The sequence below is a fragment of the Parabacteroides sp. KHUB-03 genome (genome assembly GCF_056640975.1).
In genome coordinates this window covers 842,090-856,441 of record NZ_CM153257.1, presented here as the reverse complement: position 1 = coordinate 856,441, position 14,352 = coordinate 842,090, and the positions used below count along the sequence as shown (strand labels likewise).

Here is a 14,352-nt window from a genome sequence, read left to right as displayed (position 1 = left end):
GCGGAGCATCAGGGGACTTTTACAGATGGTCATCACAAACTTCAAAAATTGATATTTATGATTACCATAGAAAGTCTGGTCGAACAGGGAGCGAATGTAAAGTTGGAAGTCACTCCCACAGACCTCAAGATGTTTGCAGAGTCCATCGTGCAGCGTACCATCATGGCGCAGCAGGAAGAGCAAAGAGCCGCCATGCAGCGCGAAGCGGAGGAGACGTATCTCAATACCAAACAAGTCCGCGAAGTGTTGAACGTATGCGAGGGCACGCTCAACCTGTGGGCGAAGCGCGGCTACCTCGTACCCATCAAGGTCGGCAACAAGAACATGTATGCCAAGTCCGATATACGCCGTGTGCAGACAGGAAACAAGTCCGAGAGTGTAACAGCATTTGTAAAGAAGAAGGAGGCATAGATATGGAAAAGACAAATAGTATGGTTCCGAGCTTTGAGGAGTTGGATGCCTATATGAAAGAATCCACCATTAGCATAACAAACACTTATGGATATTCCTCGGAAGTATTGAAGATTGGCGATGCCGTCATAGGCACATTGGGGAATTTCAGCGCATCAATAGGCAAAGCCAAGAGCAAGAAGACCTTCAATGTATCTGCCATTGTAGCTTCCGTATTATCATCAGATACAGTTTTACGTTACAGTTCGGACTTTCCGGAAACCAAAAGAGCGATTCTTTATGTAGATACCGAACAAGGGCAGAATCATTGCCAGAAAGTCCTTGGCCGTATATTGCGATTGGCCAATCTTCCCGATAATATCGATCCGGAGAACTTGCGCGTACTGGCTTTGCGGAAATTTACTCCCGAAATGCGGTTGGCGATCGTTGAATATGCCATCAATACCATTCCGGGGCTGGGGCTGGTCATTATAGACGGGATTCGCGACTTTATTCACGACATAAACTCTCCGAGTGAGGCATCGGAAATAATATCCAAATTGATGCAATGGACGGATGACAAGCAAATCCATATACACACCGTCCTGCATCAGAACAAGAATGACGAACATGCACGGGGGCATATCGGAACCGAATTGAGCAACAAGGCAGAAACTGTGATGCAGGTCGAAGTCAGCAAAGAGGACAACTCCGTAAGTGTTGTGGAAGCTATCCATATCCGTGACAGGGAGTTCGAGCCGTTTGCATTCCGTATCAATGATGAGGTATTGCCGGAACTGATGGAAAGTTTCAATGTCAAGGCGAAAAAAGCCGGTAGGCCGCCAAAAGAGAAATTCGATCCCCACACGGATATAACCGAACAGCAGCATCGCACCGCATTGGAAGCCGCATTTGCTCTTAAACCGGAATATGGTTACGAGGAATTGCTGAAAAAGTTGATTGAGACTTACGGCTGTGTAGGTGTCAGCCTCAGTTACAACAAGGCTGTCAGCTTGATTACCATGTTGAGAAATAAGAGGATGGTGGTACAGGAACGTGGAAGAAAATACTCCTTTATGCCTGATTTCCACTATTGACCTTACATTTATGGAATCACTTCACTTTATTACCGTATTACATATCTACGAATAATAAAGTAAAGTTAAACAGAGGGAAACAAAGAAGGCTACGCCATAGATTTCTCTTTTCGCCAGCAAATAAATTTACCAGATTTGGAATAATGAAAAGCGGTTGGCACATAAAAGGACTTTGCTTTATTGACGGGGCATATATATATGGGAATAAAGTGAAATGATTCGTTCAATACCGAATTTATAAAAACATAGAACTGAATAAATATGAATCGGAATATACTACCAGAAGATTTCACAATGAACATTCTGCTGCCCGGTGCAGCGTGGCTGCTCGTTTCCGCCTTTATGGGCTATGCCGTTGTTGCCCGTATGGAGATGAATACAATTACCGTTATCCTCTTTATCATAGTGACGCTTGTCGCATTCATCATACCGATGACCATTTATATGGAGTATCGGAAGAAGATAGAAGAGTGTTTTTCACGGCACAAGCAGAAAGACACATCCACCGTAGAATCTCGGCGGATTGTAACGACCGAAACGGCGAATACCTTGCCACAGGACTTTCCCGATGCGCTGAAAGGCTGCAAAACCCTCACTCTGCTGGATGCTTTACGCCGGGAAGGATTCTTGAACGCGGAATACCGTCCCTGCAAGGAGTGCAACGCTACGCAGATGGCGTTCATCGCGAACAGCATCGGAACAATCTGCAACATATCCTATCAATGGAAGACCTTCGGCGGCTACTGGCAGCTTCCCAACCTGCGGCAGCTCTTGGCTACAAAAGACCGCCGAGGCTCCAAAATGGAGAAAGAGGACATCATCATAGACCTACTCAAAAGAGTTGCCGAAGCTGACGGGGAGATTTACAACACGAACGCCTACCGTTGTTGGCTGAAAAGCGTACAGAGTTAATCCTTATTGAAAGAACTTTCAGTACAGTCTGTGCATTCTGGGTTATAGCGCGTTTATTTTTTCCAGCAAGAAATCTTCAATGTTGATGTATTGCACGCCTCGTTCGTCTGTCCACGGCAGTATATTATCGCGCACCACAACGATTTTGGTATAGGAATCATCGACACGATTGAGCGAATTGACCTCCTGTTGCCGTTTATCTTCATCGGCCACGGTAAGAGCCGACTGGATGTAGTAGCGTTTGTCAGCCTGATTGACCACAAAATCTATTTCAAGTTGCGTGCGGATTTTCTTGCCTGCAACAGTCTGGTTGTACTCAACCACGCCAACATCAATGTTGAATCCTCGTGCTGTGAGTTCATTGTAAAGAATATTTTCCATGATATGGTTTTCTTCCTGCTGACGAAAATTGAGACGTGCATTGCGTAAACCAATGTCTGTGAAATAGTATTTGAGCGGTGTGTCAATATATGAGCGGCCTTTTATATCGTAACGATATGCCTTGTCCAATATATATGCATCAATAAAACAGTCAAGGTAGGTGGAAATGGTTTCGTTCTTTATCTTCAACCCTTTCACCGATTGGAATGTGTTGGTAAGCCGTGTCGGATTGGTAAGAGAACCCACGGCAGAGGCAACAACATTGAGTAACTCATCAAGGGTCTCCGCAGCGGCACGCAAGCGGTTGCGTTCTATGACATCTTTGATATATGTAAGTTTGAAAAGGTCTTGCAGGTACTTGGATTTCTCCTCGTGCGTACTTTTCTGCATGACAAGCGGCATCCCCCCGTATGCAACGAACTCACGCCATGCGAAACGTTTCTCGTTAGGATAGGCCGCGTAAAATTCATCGTAAGTAAGAGGAGTGATATGTATCTCTTCGCCCCTGTCCCGAAAAGCAGTGGCCACATCGGAAGACAACATTTTGGAATTGCTACCTGTTACATAGACATCAACATTGGGCATACTTTTTAATCCCAAAAGGACATCGACAAAGGAGATTTTAGAGTCCGAATCTTGAGGCAGATAAGGATTGTCTATTGTCTCTACCATCTGTATCTCATCAAGAAGAATATAGTATTCTTTTGTAGTATCACTGACCATTTGCCTGAGATATGCTCCCAGTTCCATAGGATTGCGGTAACGTGCATTGAGGTCGTTATCCAATTCGAGCGTAATGATCTGCTCCGGCGCAATGCCTTCCTGCAAGAGATAATCACGGTATAGGACTCCTAACAGATATGATTTGCCGCATCGTCTGATGCCCGTTATAATCTTTATCTGACCATTCTTACGGCTGTCTATCAATCTTTGAAGGTTTCTTTTACGTTCTATTTTCATGTTTATAAAGGGTATTTTTGCGGCTATCCGCATTTTTACCCTGCAAATATATGAATAAATACCGACTTATCATTTATAGTCACTCTATATTTTGACATTCCACCTCATTTTTATAGTGGGCATTTTTGCGGTTATCCGCATTTTTACCCTCTATTATAACAAAATAATCGCCTGTCATCCGGCTGTTAGACGTGTCAATTTCGCCGTATTTTCGCACCTTTTGCTTCCCATTACTGTTTTCTACTGCCTTCGACTGTATTACAGCACCGTTCCGTTCTGTTTGCTACCATATTTTCCCTCTGTTTTACACCGGGTTGAAAACCTTTTTCACCTCGATAATCGTGCCTTACTTTGCAACGTCTTCCAAACCGGAAGATGGCTGTTGCAGCCCAAACGATTCACATAAAAACGATGGAAATATGGACAAGACGAACCAACTGATTCCGACTGCCGAGGCTGCGGAATACCTCGGCATCAAGGTAAGCTATCTGCACAAACTGATGATGCGCCGTGTCATCCCTTACTACAAGCCCAACGGCAAACTGTGCTTCTTCGATAAGGCGGATCTGGAAGCATGGCTGAAGAATATCCGCGTCGCTTCACAGACGGAACTCGACCAACAGGCGCAGGCATATATCGTAAACCGTGCAAAAGGAGGCAAGCCATGACCGGCAGACATATCAACCTCATAGTGGCATCTACTCCTGCTATAATGTGTCCGTACTATCGGTGGCGTATCAGTAATGACGTGTGTTCGGGGAGCAAGTATAGGTTTTGTGTCCCACAAAACCGCCGGACGTGCCGGAGAGCCGCCGGACACGGCAGCAGAAAGGAGGTGGCATGACAACCCGAACACAACTCCAAACCAATGACCGTGAACGGAAGAAAGGCGGACGTCCCAGACTGCCCGACGGAGAGAAACGCGACTGCCCCGTGAAGGTTTATTTCGACCGGGCGAACTACACCAAACTGGCACGCCGCAGCAAACGAACGGGACAGCCGCTTTCCGAGATTGTCTATGAACTGGCAGTAAACGGCTATGTAAAGGAACCCATATCGCAAGGTGTGGCACACTGTCTTCGCGCATTGGCGGGAATGGCTAATAACCTAAACCAGTTGGCACATCTCGGACATATTCACGGCGCACAGCACATCGCTGACGGGAACAAGCAACTGTCCCAAGAGATAAGCGACCTGATTGTAAAACTTAATGAACTGTTATAACCATGATGGCAAAGATACGCAGCGGACAGGGATTCGCAGGTCTGGTGAATTACGCCAACGACATCAAGAACAAGAAGGCGAACATCATCGCTTCCGAAGGTGTGGACCTGACATCGAACAAATCCATCACAGCAAGTTTCAGCCTGCAAGCCAAGAGCCGCCCTTCGCTGAAGAACTTCGTCGGGCATATCTCTTTGAGCTTTGCACCGGAGGACACACCCAAACTATCGGACACGTTGATGGCCGACATAGCCAAAGAATACCTGCGGCGCATGGGTATCGTGAACACGCAGTTCGTCATGTCCCGTCATCACGACAAGCCGCATCCCCACGTGCATATCGTTTACAACCGGGTGGATAACGACGGCAACGCCATTACCGGCGACCAAGGCTTCCGCAAGTCGGCACGTATCACCCAAGCCCTGACGAGAGAGTACGGCCTTACTTTCGGTAAGGGCAAGAGGAAGGTGAATCGCGACCGTCTGAAAGGCAAGGCGGCCACCAAATACCGCATATATGATGCAATCCATGCATCATTGGCAGGATGTCGCAATATAGAGACATTGAAAGCCACCTTGTCTGCACGAGGCATCGGAATGAACATCGTATGCAATGCAGAGGGCAAAGCCAAAGGCATTGTGTTCACCTGCGATAATATATCCTTTGCCGGCTATCAGATAGACCGTTCCATGACATACGCCAAGCTCTGCCAAAGGATGGGTATAGTGCCGGATGTTGCAGACAACCCGATAAACATATCCGCATCGAATAATCAGACGGAACGGAGAGATTTCTCTTTTGGCCAGCAACAATCGGATTCCCATTCGGAGATAAGCAGAACTCCGGACGGCATAACCGCCGCAGATACGGCAACCGATGGAGATGCCTCTGTCGGATGTAATATCGGCGAAGCAATGGTCGAACTCATCATACAGCCCCATATCGTACAGACAAGCGGCGGAGGTGGTGGTAGTAGCGACAACCGGGGCTGGAACGACGAGGACAAGGAGAAGAAAAAGAACCTATATAAACGGAGGAGATAACCATGACAGGAAAAAGACCTATCCCCTTGAAAGACGAGCCGGTTGCATCGCTCGATGAACTGCAAGACTTGTTGACGGAGAACATAACAGCGATAAATGCGCTGAACAAGACCTTATGCAACCGTGCCGATACTCAAGTCGTCAATCCGGAGGATATTGCCTCGGCAGCGAAAAATGCTGTCAGGGAACTGTTGGAGCAGCGGCAGCGCAAGTTCGAGCAGGAGGACGAGGAGGCCAAAGCGCGTGGCGCACTCACGCCGCAGGAGTGCTACGCGAAACTTTCGGAGGACTATGCCGACGTGCTGCGAAAGTGCATGATAGTATGTGATACCTACCGGCATATCGAGGAAATCGCCAAACGGCAGGAAATCCGCAATAACAGAATCGAAGCCAAACTGGATGCTCTTATCGCCAGACAAAACATACAGACGACAAGTACAATCAAAAAAAATCTGGCTTACCCCAAGCGACTGAAAGATGTGCCGGCATTCATATTCAAAGACGTGCCGTTATACAGTCTGCATTGGGTGTACCATTCCCGTTACATCCGTCGGTTCATATGGATATGCCTATTGTGTATATGGCTGATTACCATTGCAGCCACTTGCTTTATAGTGCATGACAACTCTATACTGCGGAAAAAGATACAGCAGGGTTTATTACAACGTGAGCATATCGAATACACTCCCACTTATGCAGAGTAGCATACCATTAGCTGTATTTTCACACAGAAGCAACAACATCCAACAAAACCGGATGCTGTTGCTTCGCTTGAAATGCGTTGTGCTATTTTTTCAGTTGGCTTATAGACTTCCTTATGAAATAAGAAATCGAATCCATATTACTCCTTGCTATGGATAGAGCCGATGAAAGGCTTGATGCGGAAATGAACCGCTTACCGTCTTTGGATAACAGGAACTTGCCTTTATCGAGAACGGATTGCCAATATGGTTGGATAAGGGAATTTTCAAGAAGCGCATCAAACAGAACCGCAATCCGACGAATATTATTTACCTGTATACAAAAACCATTCTGACAGGCGAATAGTGCCTCCATATCCTCGATGCGGAGCATAGAAACACAAAACAGATGATAAGTATCGGCACAAGCCACGATACCTGCCATCTGCTCATGGGTAAAATTACAGCCGAAAGAAAGAGGTGGCTCATCAGCGCAATATTTGCCAACCATAGGCAACGATTCGGAACTGTCATACATCCGTTTCAGTTTCATGCACTCCTCAAACGAAAATGAGGTTGCCGTAAAAAGTTCCTTGATATACATGGAGCAATCGAGGAGCAACCCCTTGAGAATATGGATATTCATTTCGTGGCAGTTCCGGCAAACTGTATTATCGCAGTTGATGTACCAATGACTGTTTATGAAGTCATCCACATAACGGCCATACCGCTTGCCATCCGCAATCACATCCTGAAGATAAAGTTCTCTCGCTTCGGAGAGTAATTCAAACAATTCTTTTGCTACATCATGTTCATTTGCAAAATGAGTTAGGTGTTGCCTCCCTTCAAAAAAAGAGAAGACTTTTTGATTTGTTCTTTCATGTCAAATTACTTTTTTGTTTACAAAGATTGATTTACCTATGATTTTAATCGTTTTTCTGAATTGCTTACTATCAAGATACTTACTTCATACAACACCCATATCGGTAAAGCAACAAGCGACAGAGTAAAGACATCCGAAGTCGGAGTAATAATAGCCGCTATGACAAGAATAACTACCATAGCGTGTTTTCTGTATTTACGCATAAAGTCGGCGGTGAGCAATCCCAGTTTGGCAAAAAGCCAAGAAAGAATCGGGATTTCAAATACAATTCCCATAACCAGACACATCAGCATCATTGTGGATATGTAGGACTGCAATGTTATCATGTTCACCACGTCGCCACTGACTTGATAAGTGCCCAAGAAACGGAATGTCAAAGGAAATATCAGGAAGTAGCTGACCGAAACTCCCAACATAAACATCAGATAACCGCCTCCAACCATGCGCACGACATATTTTCGTTCATCTGCATACAGGGCAGGAGATACAAAGCGGAATAGTTGGTAAAGAATATAAGGAGAAGCGCACAGCACTCCGACACATAGTGCCGCTTTCATGTGGATGATGAACTGTTCGGCAAGTCCGGTGTTTATCAGTTGCACGAAGAAATCCGGGGATTCGGTTCGAGTGACCAGTCCGCTTAACCGATACAGCATACGATAGGTAATGAAGCCAGCCTCTTTGGGGGCAAGAATGACAGTAAAGAGTTCTTCTTTGAAGATGAACGCGAAAATACCGAAGACGATGGCAACGGCGACGATTTTCACAATCGCCGCCCGAAGCACGTCCAAGTGTTCCCAAAAACTCAGACCGTCCGCTTTGCCTTCTTTCGCCATCATGCTCATTCCTTTTTCGCAGGTTCTTCCTCAATCTCTTTCTCGATATTGTTCATTCCATCCTTGAACGACCGTACACCTTTACCAATGCCTTTCATCAGTTCGGGGATTTTCTTACCGCCGAAGAAAAGCAGAACGACCAATGCTATCAGCAATATTTCTTGCATACCGATGCCTCCAATAAATAAGGGTATCATAGTGTGTTTTTAGATTATTCGATTAAACCAATGGTGCGCAACCACGTTTCTATACTGCTTCGTGCATTTTTCGCTTGGCTGCTTGATATAGCCAATGATTGCAGGATTTCGGAATCGGGACAGACAGAACGAATATTATTTACGCTTTGTGCCGTTCCGCTACCCCCATGAGTGCAGAACGGGGCAATTTTCTTTCCCGTAAGGTCATACATAGCCAAAAAACTTTTTACAGGTGGTGCAAGCCGACTGCTCCAAATCGGTGTTCCGACAATCAGTGTATCGTATTCATCTATATTTTCGACTTGTGTAACCAATGCCGGACGAATATCATTATCCAGTTCTTGCCGGGCACGTGCTGTAACTTCATTATATACCGAAGAATAAGGTTCTTCGACTTCTATTTCTACAATATCGCAGCCCGTCAGTTCTTGGATAGTGTTTGCTACGGCACGGGTATTTCCACTCCACGAGAAATAGACAATAAGCGTTTTGTCTGCTTCTTTTGTTGGGTGGTCAGGTGTCGGTATTTCTTCTGCCGATGTTCCGTTACTGCATGATACCATGCTGAATAATAGTGCTGTAAATAAAAGTTTTATTGTTTTCATCTTATTCTATTATGTTATGGATGTTCCTACTTCTGTATTTTTGATTCCTGCAAGGCATCGTAACGGCTACCGACAACAGGAATTGCAGTTACCGCCTTTTCCAATTCTGCCATTTCTTCTGCCGAGAACACAATGTCGCAAGCCCGCAGGTTTTCTTCCAAATGCGAGAGTTTGGTTGTGCCGGGAATGGGGACTATAAACGGTTTCTTGTTCATCAGCCAAGCCAATGCCACCTGCGCAGGGGTGATTCCTCTTGTCCGTCCGAAAGCGTTCAATACTTCCACAATGCGATAGTTGGCACGAATGGCTTCGGGCTGGAAGCGTGGCAGAGTTTGTCGGTTATCATTCGTGGTGTCGAATTTTGTGTATTCGTTAATCATACCACCGAGAAAACCTCTGTTCAGCGGACTGTAAGGCACGAAACCGATGCCTAGTTCCTCGCAAAGAGCCAGTACGCCGTTTTCCTCGACCGTGCGGTGCATAAAATGATATTCGCTTTGGATAGCAGTAACGGGGCAGACCTTGTGCGCCCGGCGGATTGTTTCCACATTGACCTCGCACATTCCCCAATGCAGGATTTTACCCTCTTTGATAAGCTCACCGCACGTTTCCGCCACTATCTCGATAGGTGTGTTCGGGTCTATGCGGTGTTGGTAGAACATTCCGAGCGTTTCCACTCCGAGATTACGCAGGGAGTTCTCGCATACACGGCGAATGTTTGCAGGGGTACTGTCTTCTTCGGTCTTTACTTGTACGCCGTTCACGAACTTATGTCCGAATTTTGATGATACAAATACCCGGTCTGTATAACCTTTCAGGGCTTCACCTACCAGCTTCTCATTGACGTGATAGCCATAGCTCTCTGCTGTATCGAAAAGGGTAACACCACGTTCCACGGCTTCACGCACCAACGCTATTTCCTTTTCCTTACTTGGATATTGGCTTCGGTTGTGGTTCAAGCCCATGCAGCCATAACCCATAGAAGATACAGTAAATGCCGCATTGCCACTACCTAATGTACGTTGTGTGCGGACAGCCGCCATACTTGCCGGAATAGTTGCGCCGGATACTATGGATTTACCCGTAATGGCTTTTTCGGCTGCCGTTACTTTTTCCAATGTCGGTGCGATGCAGATTGCAGCACTTGCCAATACCGTCCGTTTCAAGAAACCACGGCGGCTCATTTCATTTTTCTGCTCTGTTTTCATATCTATTGCCTTATTTATTATTAGTTCCTATCAAGTGTTTACCAAAAAAAACGGTCAATTTATCGAAAGGTATTTTATCCATTTGGTCGTATAAATCCACATGGTTAGCATCGGGAACGATATATAACTCTTTCGGTTCGTTAGCTTGTTTGTAAGCATCTTCACTGAAATAGCGTGAATGGGCGTTTTCTCCGGCAATGAATAATACCGGACGTGGTGAAATCTCCTTGATTTGAGCGAACGGATAAAAATTCGTCAGTGCAGCCATGCTTGTATATCGTGTGCCGAGATAGCGAGGATGCAGCCCACGTTCGGGATTGCGGTAATAACCGTAAAACTCTTTTTGTACCTCGTTGGCATTTTCCGGAAGTTGTTCAGGAGTACCGAAACGGATGCGTGGTTCTTCTCCCTCCGCTTCACGCCAACGCTGCCGGGCAACTTCGGAAAACATCGCCTTACGTTGCTCATCGGTCATTGCATCGCCCAACCCGTTACGTGTGGCACGTCCCATATCGTACATACTTACCGTAGCCAATGCACGGATGCGAGGGTCTATGGATGCGGCACATACGGAAAAACCACCGCTTCCGCAAATTCCTATTACACCAATCCGTTTTTTATCGACAAATGGCTGTATGCCGAGCCAATCCACAGAAGCACTGAAATCTTCCACCAAGGCATCGGGCGATACCGCATGACGGGGTGTACCACCGCTTTCGCCTTGATAGGACGCATCGAAAGCCAGTGTGACAAAACCACGTTTAGCCATTTCTTGTGCGTACAATCCGGCACACTGTTCTTTGACGGCTCCAAACGGATGCCCGATGATAAGGGCTGCATACTTTCGTGTGACATCAAAACCCTTAGGAAGGTAAATATCGGCGCAGAGCATAATGTCATATCTGTTCTTATAGAACACTTTTCGGACGGTGATTGAAGGGTCGACCTTGAAAGTCTTCACAGGCTCTTCGGCTTCGGTAAGTACCAATCCGTTGCGACAACGTGCCGCCATTGTAAGCACTTCGTCTATCTGTTCCTGCGTCACACCATTGTATTTGGCATGGCTGATGTGGATGTTCAGCTCGTTCTTAACTCCATCCATGACAGAGAGAGCGGCAACAGTAGACAGTTCACGAGTGCGCCAGTCAAGGTTGTCACGACTGAATATATCACCGAAGAGATGTGATTTCAGATATTTATCCAGTGCAGGGGCGAATGTCAGAACCTCGCCACGTGCTGGGCGGCCAAAGAGCTTCAATTGATTCTGTGCGCCGAGAGCAAATATATTCGTATCTTTCACCGGAGACGGCTCACGTCCGGCTTCATCTTTTATGCCTTGAGACACGCGCTCTTTTGTCAGGTTCATCAGCGTTGCGAGTGCTCCCATACTGCGCGGAAAGCCGCAGTAGGCATAAATCTGAGTTAGAACTTCCTTCTCCTCACCCACAGTAAGCCCATAGTCCAACCCCTTGGCAAGAGCCGTTTTAAGGCTGTCCTGATTACCACGGGCAGCATACATACTAATGGCGGCGATGCTTCGTTCTTTCTTGCTTAACATATTGTCCTTGTTTTGTGCCTGCATGGTGACGATGCAAAGCATCAGGCAGGCGATGGTTGTGATTAACTTGTTCATATTATTCAGTTTATTTAGTGATGTCTTACCTTATAGGAACTTGACGAAAGCCGGTTTGTCTAACTTGATGTTCCTTCCTGTATCCCTTAGCAAACCAGTCTCTTTGTTCCGTTCAAATATCTGTATATAGTTGCTGTCGCGACAAACTACCGCTACATAACGGTTGTCAGGGCTGAGAGCGAAACTACGTGGGTAGACTCCTGTGGGCTGATAGCCGACTTGGGCCAGTGTGCCTTTCTTCTGATGTATGGAGTAGATGACGATGCCGTCTTCCTTCAGTCGCTTGGAAGCGTAGAGGTATTTGCCATCAGATGAGATGTGTATGTCCGCACTGCCGTCCACGGTAAATGGGTCGCATACGATGGTTTGCAACCGCTTCAGCCTACCTTTATTATATGAGAACGTGGTGATGTTGCCTGACAGCTCACTGACAAGGTAGGCAAACTTGCCGTTCGGGTGGAAGCAAATGTGGCGAGGCCCCGAACCAGCCTCCATCCTTATGCTGTTCATCTCCTGCTCATCCAGCAAGGATTCGGCCTTGCTTGCTTCCACCCGCTTGCCGACTTGGTACTGATAGATACGGTCTGTGCCCAAGTCTGTGGCAAGCAGGTATTTGCCATCCGGTGTGAACGTCACGCAGTGCAGGTGCGGTTGCTCTTGCCGTTTAGTGTTTGGGCCGCTTCCCTTGAAAGTAATCAGATGCTTGTCAGGAAGCAGATTGCCTGCTTTATCCAAGGCGAAGGCAGTAATACTGCCACCCATGTAATTTGCCGTCAGCACAAAGTCTGATTTCGGACTGAGAGTGATATAAATAGGAAGTCCACCATCCGTTGATTGAGAACCTAACAAAGATAGTTTACCTATCTTCCTGTCGAAATGCAAGGCGTTGGCAGTAGAGAGTTTCCAATCCTCATCGCCTATGGCATATATCCTCCCTCCATCCTGTGAAGAGGTGAGAAATGCGGGATTTGGGATGCCTTTTGCACCGCAGACATACTCTGCATGGGCGGTCTGTCCGTCAAATCTATATACCTTGACAGCTTCCTCGTCAGACTTCGCATAACATCCCACCAACAGGTATGTCGCCTGAACCCCGTTATCGGAAGTGCTTTTATCCGATTGCGCCTGAGCCGTAGTGAATCCCAGCGATATGGACAGTGCTATAAATAATGTTCTTGGTTTCATCTTGTTCTTCTACTTATTTGTTTCGCTTGCAAAGTTACAGTGTTTCCATAGGGGAGCTTAGACCTCAATCACAGATAGAATTACCACTTTCATCGCCCCTGCATCATATAAGTAAAAAAGGTAAGGCAAACTGTGATTATGGTCATGGCGTTCTGCCTGAAAGTGACTACCTTTGCAATCAAATAATAAAGAACAAGCGTATGGAAGGAATAACAAGAATAGACACTGTGCAGCAATACTGCGATCTTTTCGGCATTGAAGCGTTGCACCCATTGGTAAGTGTGGTGAACTGTGATAAGATGCCACCGATAAAGCATGGCAAGCGACTTTATAATGTGTACGCCGTGTTGCTGAAAGACACCGACTGCGGCAAGATGTGTTACGGGCGGAGCATTTACGACTATGAGAAAGGGACAGTACTGTTCGCCTCGCCCGGACAAGTAATGGGAGCTGACGATGACGGCAAACTGCACCAACCGGCAGGATGGGCATTGGTATTTCATCCCGAACTGCTGCGTGGTACATCTCTTACAAGGTTGATAAAGGATTACTCCTATTTCTCGTATAATGCCAATGAAGCCCTCCACCTGTCTGAACACGAACGGAAGGCTTTCACTGATAGCATCGTCCGCTTGCAAGAAGAACTCAGTTACCCTATTGACAAGCACAGCCGCTCGCTCATCATCGACAATGTGAAGTTGCTGCTTGACCAGTGCATCCGCTTCTACGACCGCCAGTTCATCACGCGCGAGAACATGAACAGCGACCTGCTGGCACGCTTCGAATCTCTGCTTACCAATTATTACAAATCCGCCTCACCCCTCACAGAAGGTATCCCCACCGTGCAATATTGCGCTGACAAGCTCTGCCTCTCCACCAACTATTTCAGTGATTTGGTGAAGAAGGAAACGGGTATGTCCGCAATCAAGCATATCCAGCAAAAAGTCATGGATATAGCTAAAGAACGGATTTTAGGTACAGACAAGAGCATCAGTCAGATTTCAGACGAGATGGGCTTCGCTTATCCGCAGCACTTCACCCGTTGGTTCAAGAAGATGGAGGGATGCACACCTAATGAATACCGCAACGGAGTCGTCAGACAGACGGCAAACTGACGG

General features: G+C 46.6%; 16 protein-coding genes. 8 read left to right on the top strand and 8 right to left on the bottom strand.

The genetic code is table 11. The features are described 5' to 3' along the window. Positions 1-57: 57 nt before the first annotated feature. From ACYIB7_RS03705 to ACYIB7_RS03695, 3 genes are all read left to right on the top strand, one after another. On the top strand, positions 58-411 hold the full coding sequence (locus tag ACYIB7_RS03705) for a helix-turn-helix domain-containing protein (RefSeq protein WP_480338136.1): 354 nt from the start codon (positions 58-60) through the stop codon (positions 409-411). A gap of 2 nt (positions 412-413) precedes the next feature. Next, entirely contained in the window at positions 414-1,487 is a 1,074-nt protein-coding gene (locus ACYIB7_RS03700) for an AAA family ATPase (RefSeq protein WP_480338135.1), read from the top strand. 261 nt (positions 1,488-1,748) lie between these two features. Further along, complete coding sequence (locus tag ACYIB7_RS03695; protein ID WP_480338134.1) at positions 1,749-2,399, top strand: hypothetical protein; 651 nt, start codon at positions 1,749-1,751, stop codon at positions 2,397-2,399. Positions 2,400-2,441: 42 nt separating this feature from the next. Here the strand turns inward: ACYIB7_RS03695 and ACYIB7_RS03690 are convergent, their stop codons facing one another. Next, positions 2,442-3,740 (bottom strand): ATP-binding protein, encoded by a 1,299-nt coding sequence (locus ACYIB7_RS03690; RefSeq protein WP_480338133.1) that lies wholly within the window; start codon positions 3,738-3,740, stop codon positions 2,442-2,444. Positions 3,741-4,159: 419 nt separating this feature from the next. Here ACYIB7_RS03690 and ACYIB7_RS03685 point away from each other — a divergent pair, with 419 nt between their 5' ends. From ACYIB7_RS03685 to ACYIB7_RS03670, 4 genes are all read left to right on the top strand, one after another. After that, complete coding sequence (locus ACYIB7_RS03685) at positions 4,160-4,408, top strand: helix-turn-helix domain-containing protein (RefSeq protein ID WP_480338445.1); 249 nt, start codon at positions 4,160-4,162, stop codon at positions 4,406-4,408. 172 nt (positions 4,409-4,580) lie between these two features. Next, positions 4,581-4,964 carry a MobC family plasmid mobilization relaxosome protein gene (locus tag ACYIB7_RS03680; protein ID WP_480338132.1) on the top strand — a complete coding sequence of 128 codons (384 nt, stop codon included), beginning with the start codon at positions 4,581-4,583 and terminating at the stop codon, positions 4,962-4,964. Positions 4,965-5,065: 101 nt separating this feature from the next. Beyond that, positions 5,066-6,007, top strand: a complete 942-nt coding sequence (locus ACYIB7_RS03675) for a relaxase/mobilization nuclease domain-containing protein (RefSeq protein ID WP_480338131.1) — start codon at positions 5,066-5,068, stop codon at positions 6,005-6,007. Positions 6,008-6,033: 26 nt separating this feature from the next. After that, positions 6,034-6,711 (top strand): hypothetical protein, encoded by a 678-nt coding sequence (locus tag ACYIB7_RS03670; protein ID WP_480338130.1) that lies wholly within the window; start codon positions 6,034-6,036, stop codon positions 6,709-6,711. A gap of 82 nt (positions 6,712-6,793) precedes the next feature. On the opposite strand, the gene ACYIB7_RS03665 is transcribed toward ACYIB7_RS03670, so the two are convergent. The 7 genes from ACYIB7_RS03665 to ACYIB7_RS03635 form a co-directional block, all read right to left on the bottom strand. After that, entirely contained in the window at positions 6,794-7,480 is a 687-nt protein-coding gene (locus ACYIB7_RS03665; protein WP_480338129.1) for a hypothetical protein, read from the bottom strand. A gap of 125 nt (positions 7,481-7,605) precedes the next feature. After that, positions 7,606-8,406: a twin-arginine translocase subunit TatC gene (tatC, locus tag ACYIB7_RS03660; protein ID WP_480338444.1), complete on the bottom strand. Its 801-nt coding sequence runs from the start codon at positions 8,404-8,406 to the stop codon at positions 7,606-7,608. A 5-nt stretch (positions 8,407-8,411) separates the two neighbouring features. Beyond that, a complete protein-coding gene (locus ACYIB7_RS03655) occupies positions 8,412-8,603 on the bottom strand; it encodes a Sec-independent protein translocase subunit TatA/TatB (RefSeq protein ID WP_480338128.1) in 192 nt (63 codons plus the stop codon). A gap of 14 nt (positions 8,604-8,617) precedes the next feature. Then, on the bottom strand, positions 8,618-9,208 hold the full coding sequence (locus ACYIB7_RS03650; RefSeq protein WP_480338127.1) for a flavodoxin: 591 nt from the start codon (positions 9,206-9,208) through the stop codon (positions 8,618-8,620). Between the two features lie 26 nt (positions 9,209-9,234). After that, entirely contained in the window at positions 9,235-10,416 is a 1,182-nt protein-coding gene (locus tag ACYIB7_RS03645; RefSeq protein WP_480338126.1) for an aldo/keto reductase, read from the bottom strand. A 10-nt stretch (positions 10,417-10,426) separates the two neighbouring features. Further along, positions 10,427-12,049 (bottom strand): alpha/beta fold hydrolase, encoded by a 1,623-nt coding sequence (locus ACYIB7_RS03640; RefSeq protein ID WP_480338125.1) that lies wholly within the window; start codon positions 12,047-12,049, stop codon positions 10,427-10,429. A 30-nt stretch (positions 12,050-12,079) separates the two neighbouring features. Then, positions 12,080-13,234: a lactonase family protein gene (locus ACYIB7_RS03635; RefSeq protein WP_480338124.1), complete on the bottom strand. Its 1,155-nt coding sequence runs from the start codon at positions 13,232-13,234 to the stop codon at positions 12,080-12,082. Positions 13,235-13,434: 200 nt separating this feature from the next. Between ACYIB7_RS03635 and ACYIB7_RS03630 the strand changes: the two genes are divergently transcribed. After that, positions 13,435-14,349 (top strand): helix-turn-helix domain-containing protein, encoded by a 915-nt coding sequence (locus ACYIB7_RS03630; protein WP_480338123.1) that lies wholly within the window; start codon positions 13,435-13,437, stop codon positions 14,347-14,349. Positions 14,350-14,352: the final 3 nt, after the last annotated feature.

What these genes read in the sequence shown, in the direction of transcription:
- ACYIB7_RS03705 (WP_480338136.1), top strand. Translation starts at nt 58, where the DNA reads ATGATTACCATAGAAAGTCTGGTCGAACAGGGAGCGAATGTAAAGTTG.
- ACYIB7_RS03700 (WP_480338135.1), top strand. Translation starts at nt 414, where the DNA reads ATGGAAAAGACAAATAGTATGGTTCCGAGCTTTGAGGAGTTGGATGCC.
- ACYIB7_RS03695 (WP_480338134.1), top strand. Translation starts at nt 1,749, where the DNA reads ATGAATCGGAATATACTACCAGAAGATTTCACAATGAACATTCTGCTG.
- ACYIB7_RS03690 (WP_480338133.1), bottom strand. Translation starts at nt 3,740, where the DNA reads ATGAAAATAGAACGTAAAAGAAACCTTCAAAGATTGATAGACAGCCGT.
- ACYIB7_RS03685 (WP_480338445.1), top strand. Translation starts at nt 4,160, where the DNA reads ATGGACAAGACGAACCAACTGATTCCGACTGCCGAGGCTGCGGAATAC.
- ACYIB7_RS03680 (WP_480338132.1), top strand. Translation starts at nt 4,581, where the DNA reads ATGACAACCCGAACACAACTCCAAACCAATGACCGTGAACGGAAGAAA.
- tatC (WP_480338444.1), bottom strand. Translation starts at nt 8,406, where the DNA reads ATGGCGAAAGAAGGCAAAGCGGACGGTCTGAGTTTTTGGGAACACTTG.
- ACYIB7_RS03655 (WP_480338128.1), bottom strand. Translation starts at nt 8,603, where the DNA reads ATGATACCCTTATTTATTGGAGGCATCGGTATGCAAGAAATATTGCTG.
- ACYIB7_RS03650 (WP_480338127.1), bottom strand. Translation starts at nt 9,208, where the DNA reads ATGAAAACAATAAAACTTTTATTTACAGCACTATTATTCAGCATGGTA.
- ACYIB7_RS03645 (WP_480338126.1), bottom strand. Translation starts at nt 10,416, where the DNA reads ATGAAAACAGAGCAGAAAAATGAAATGAGCCGCCGTGGTTTCTTGAAA.
- ACYIB7_RS03640 (WP_480338125.1), bottom strand. Translation starts at nt 12,049, where the DNA reads ATGAACAAGTTAATCACAACCATCGCCTGCCTGATGCTTTGCATCGTC.
- ACYIB7_RS03635 (WP_480338124.1), bottom strand. Translation starts at nt 13,234, where the DNA reads ATGAAACCAAGAACATTATTTATAGCACTGTCCATATCGCTGGGATTC.
- ACYIB7_RS03630 (WP_480338123.1), top strand. Translation starts at nt 13,435, where the DNA reads ATGGAAGGAATAACAAGAATAGACACTGTGCAGCAATACTGCGATCTT.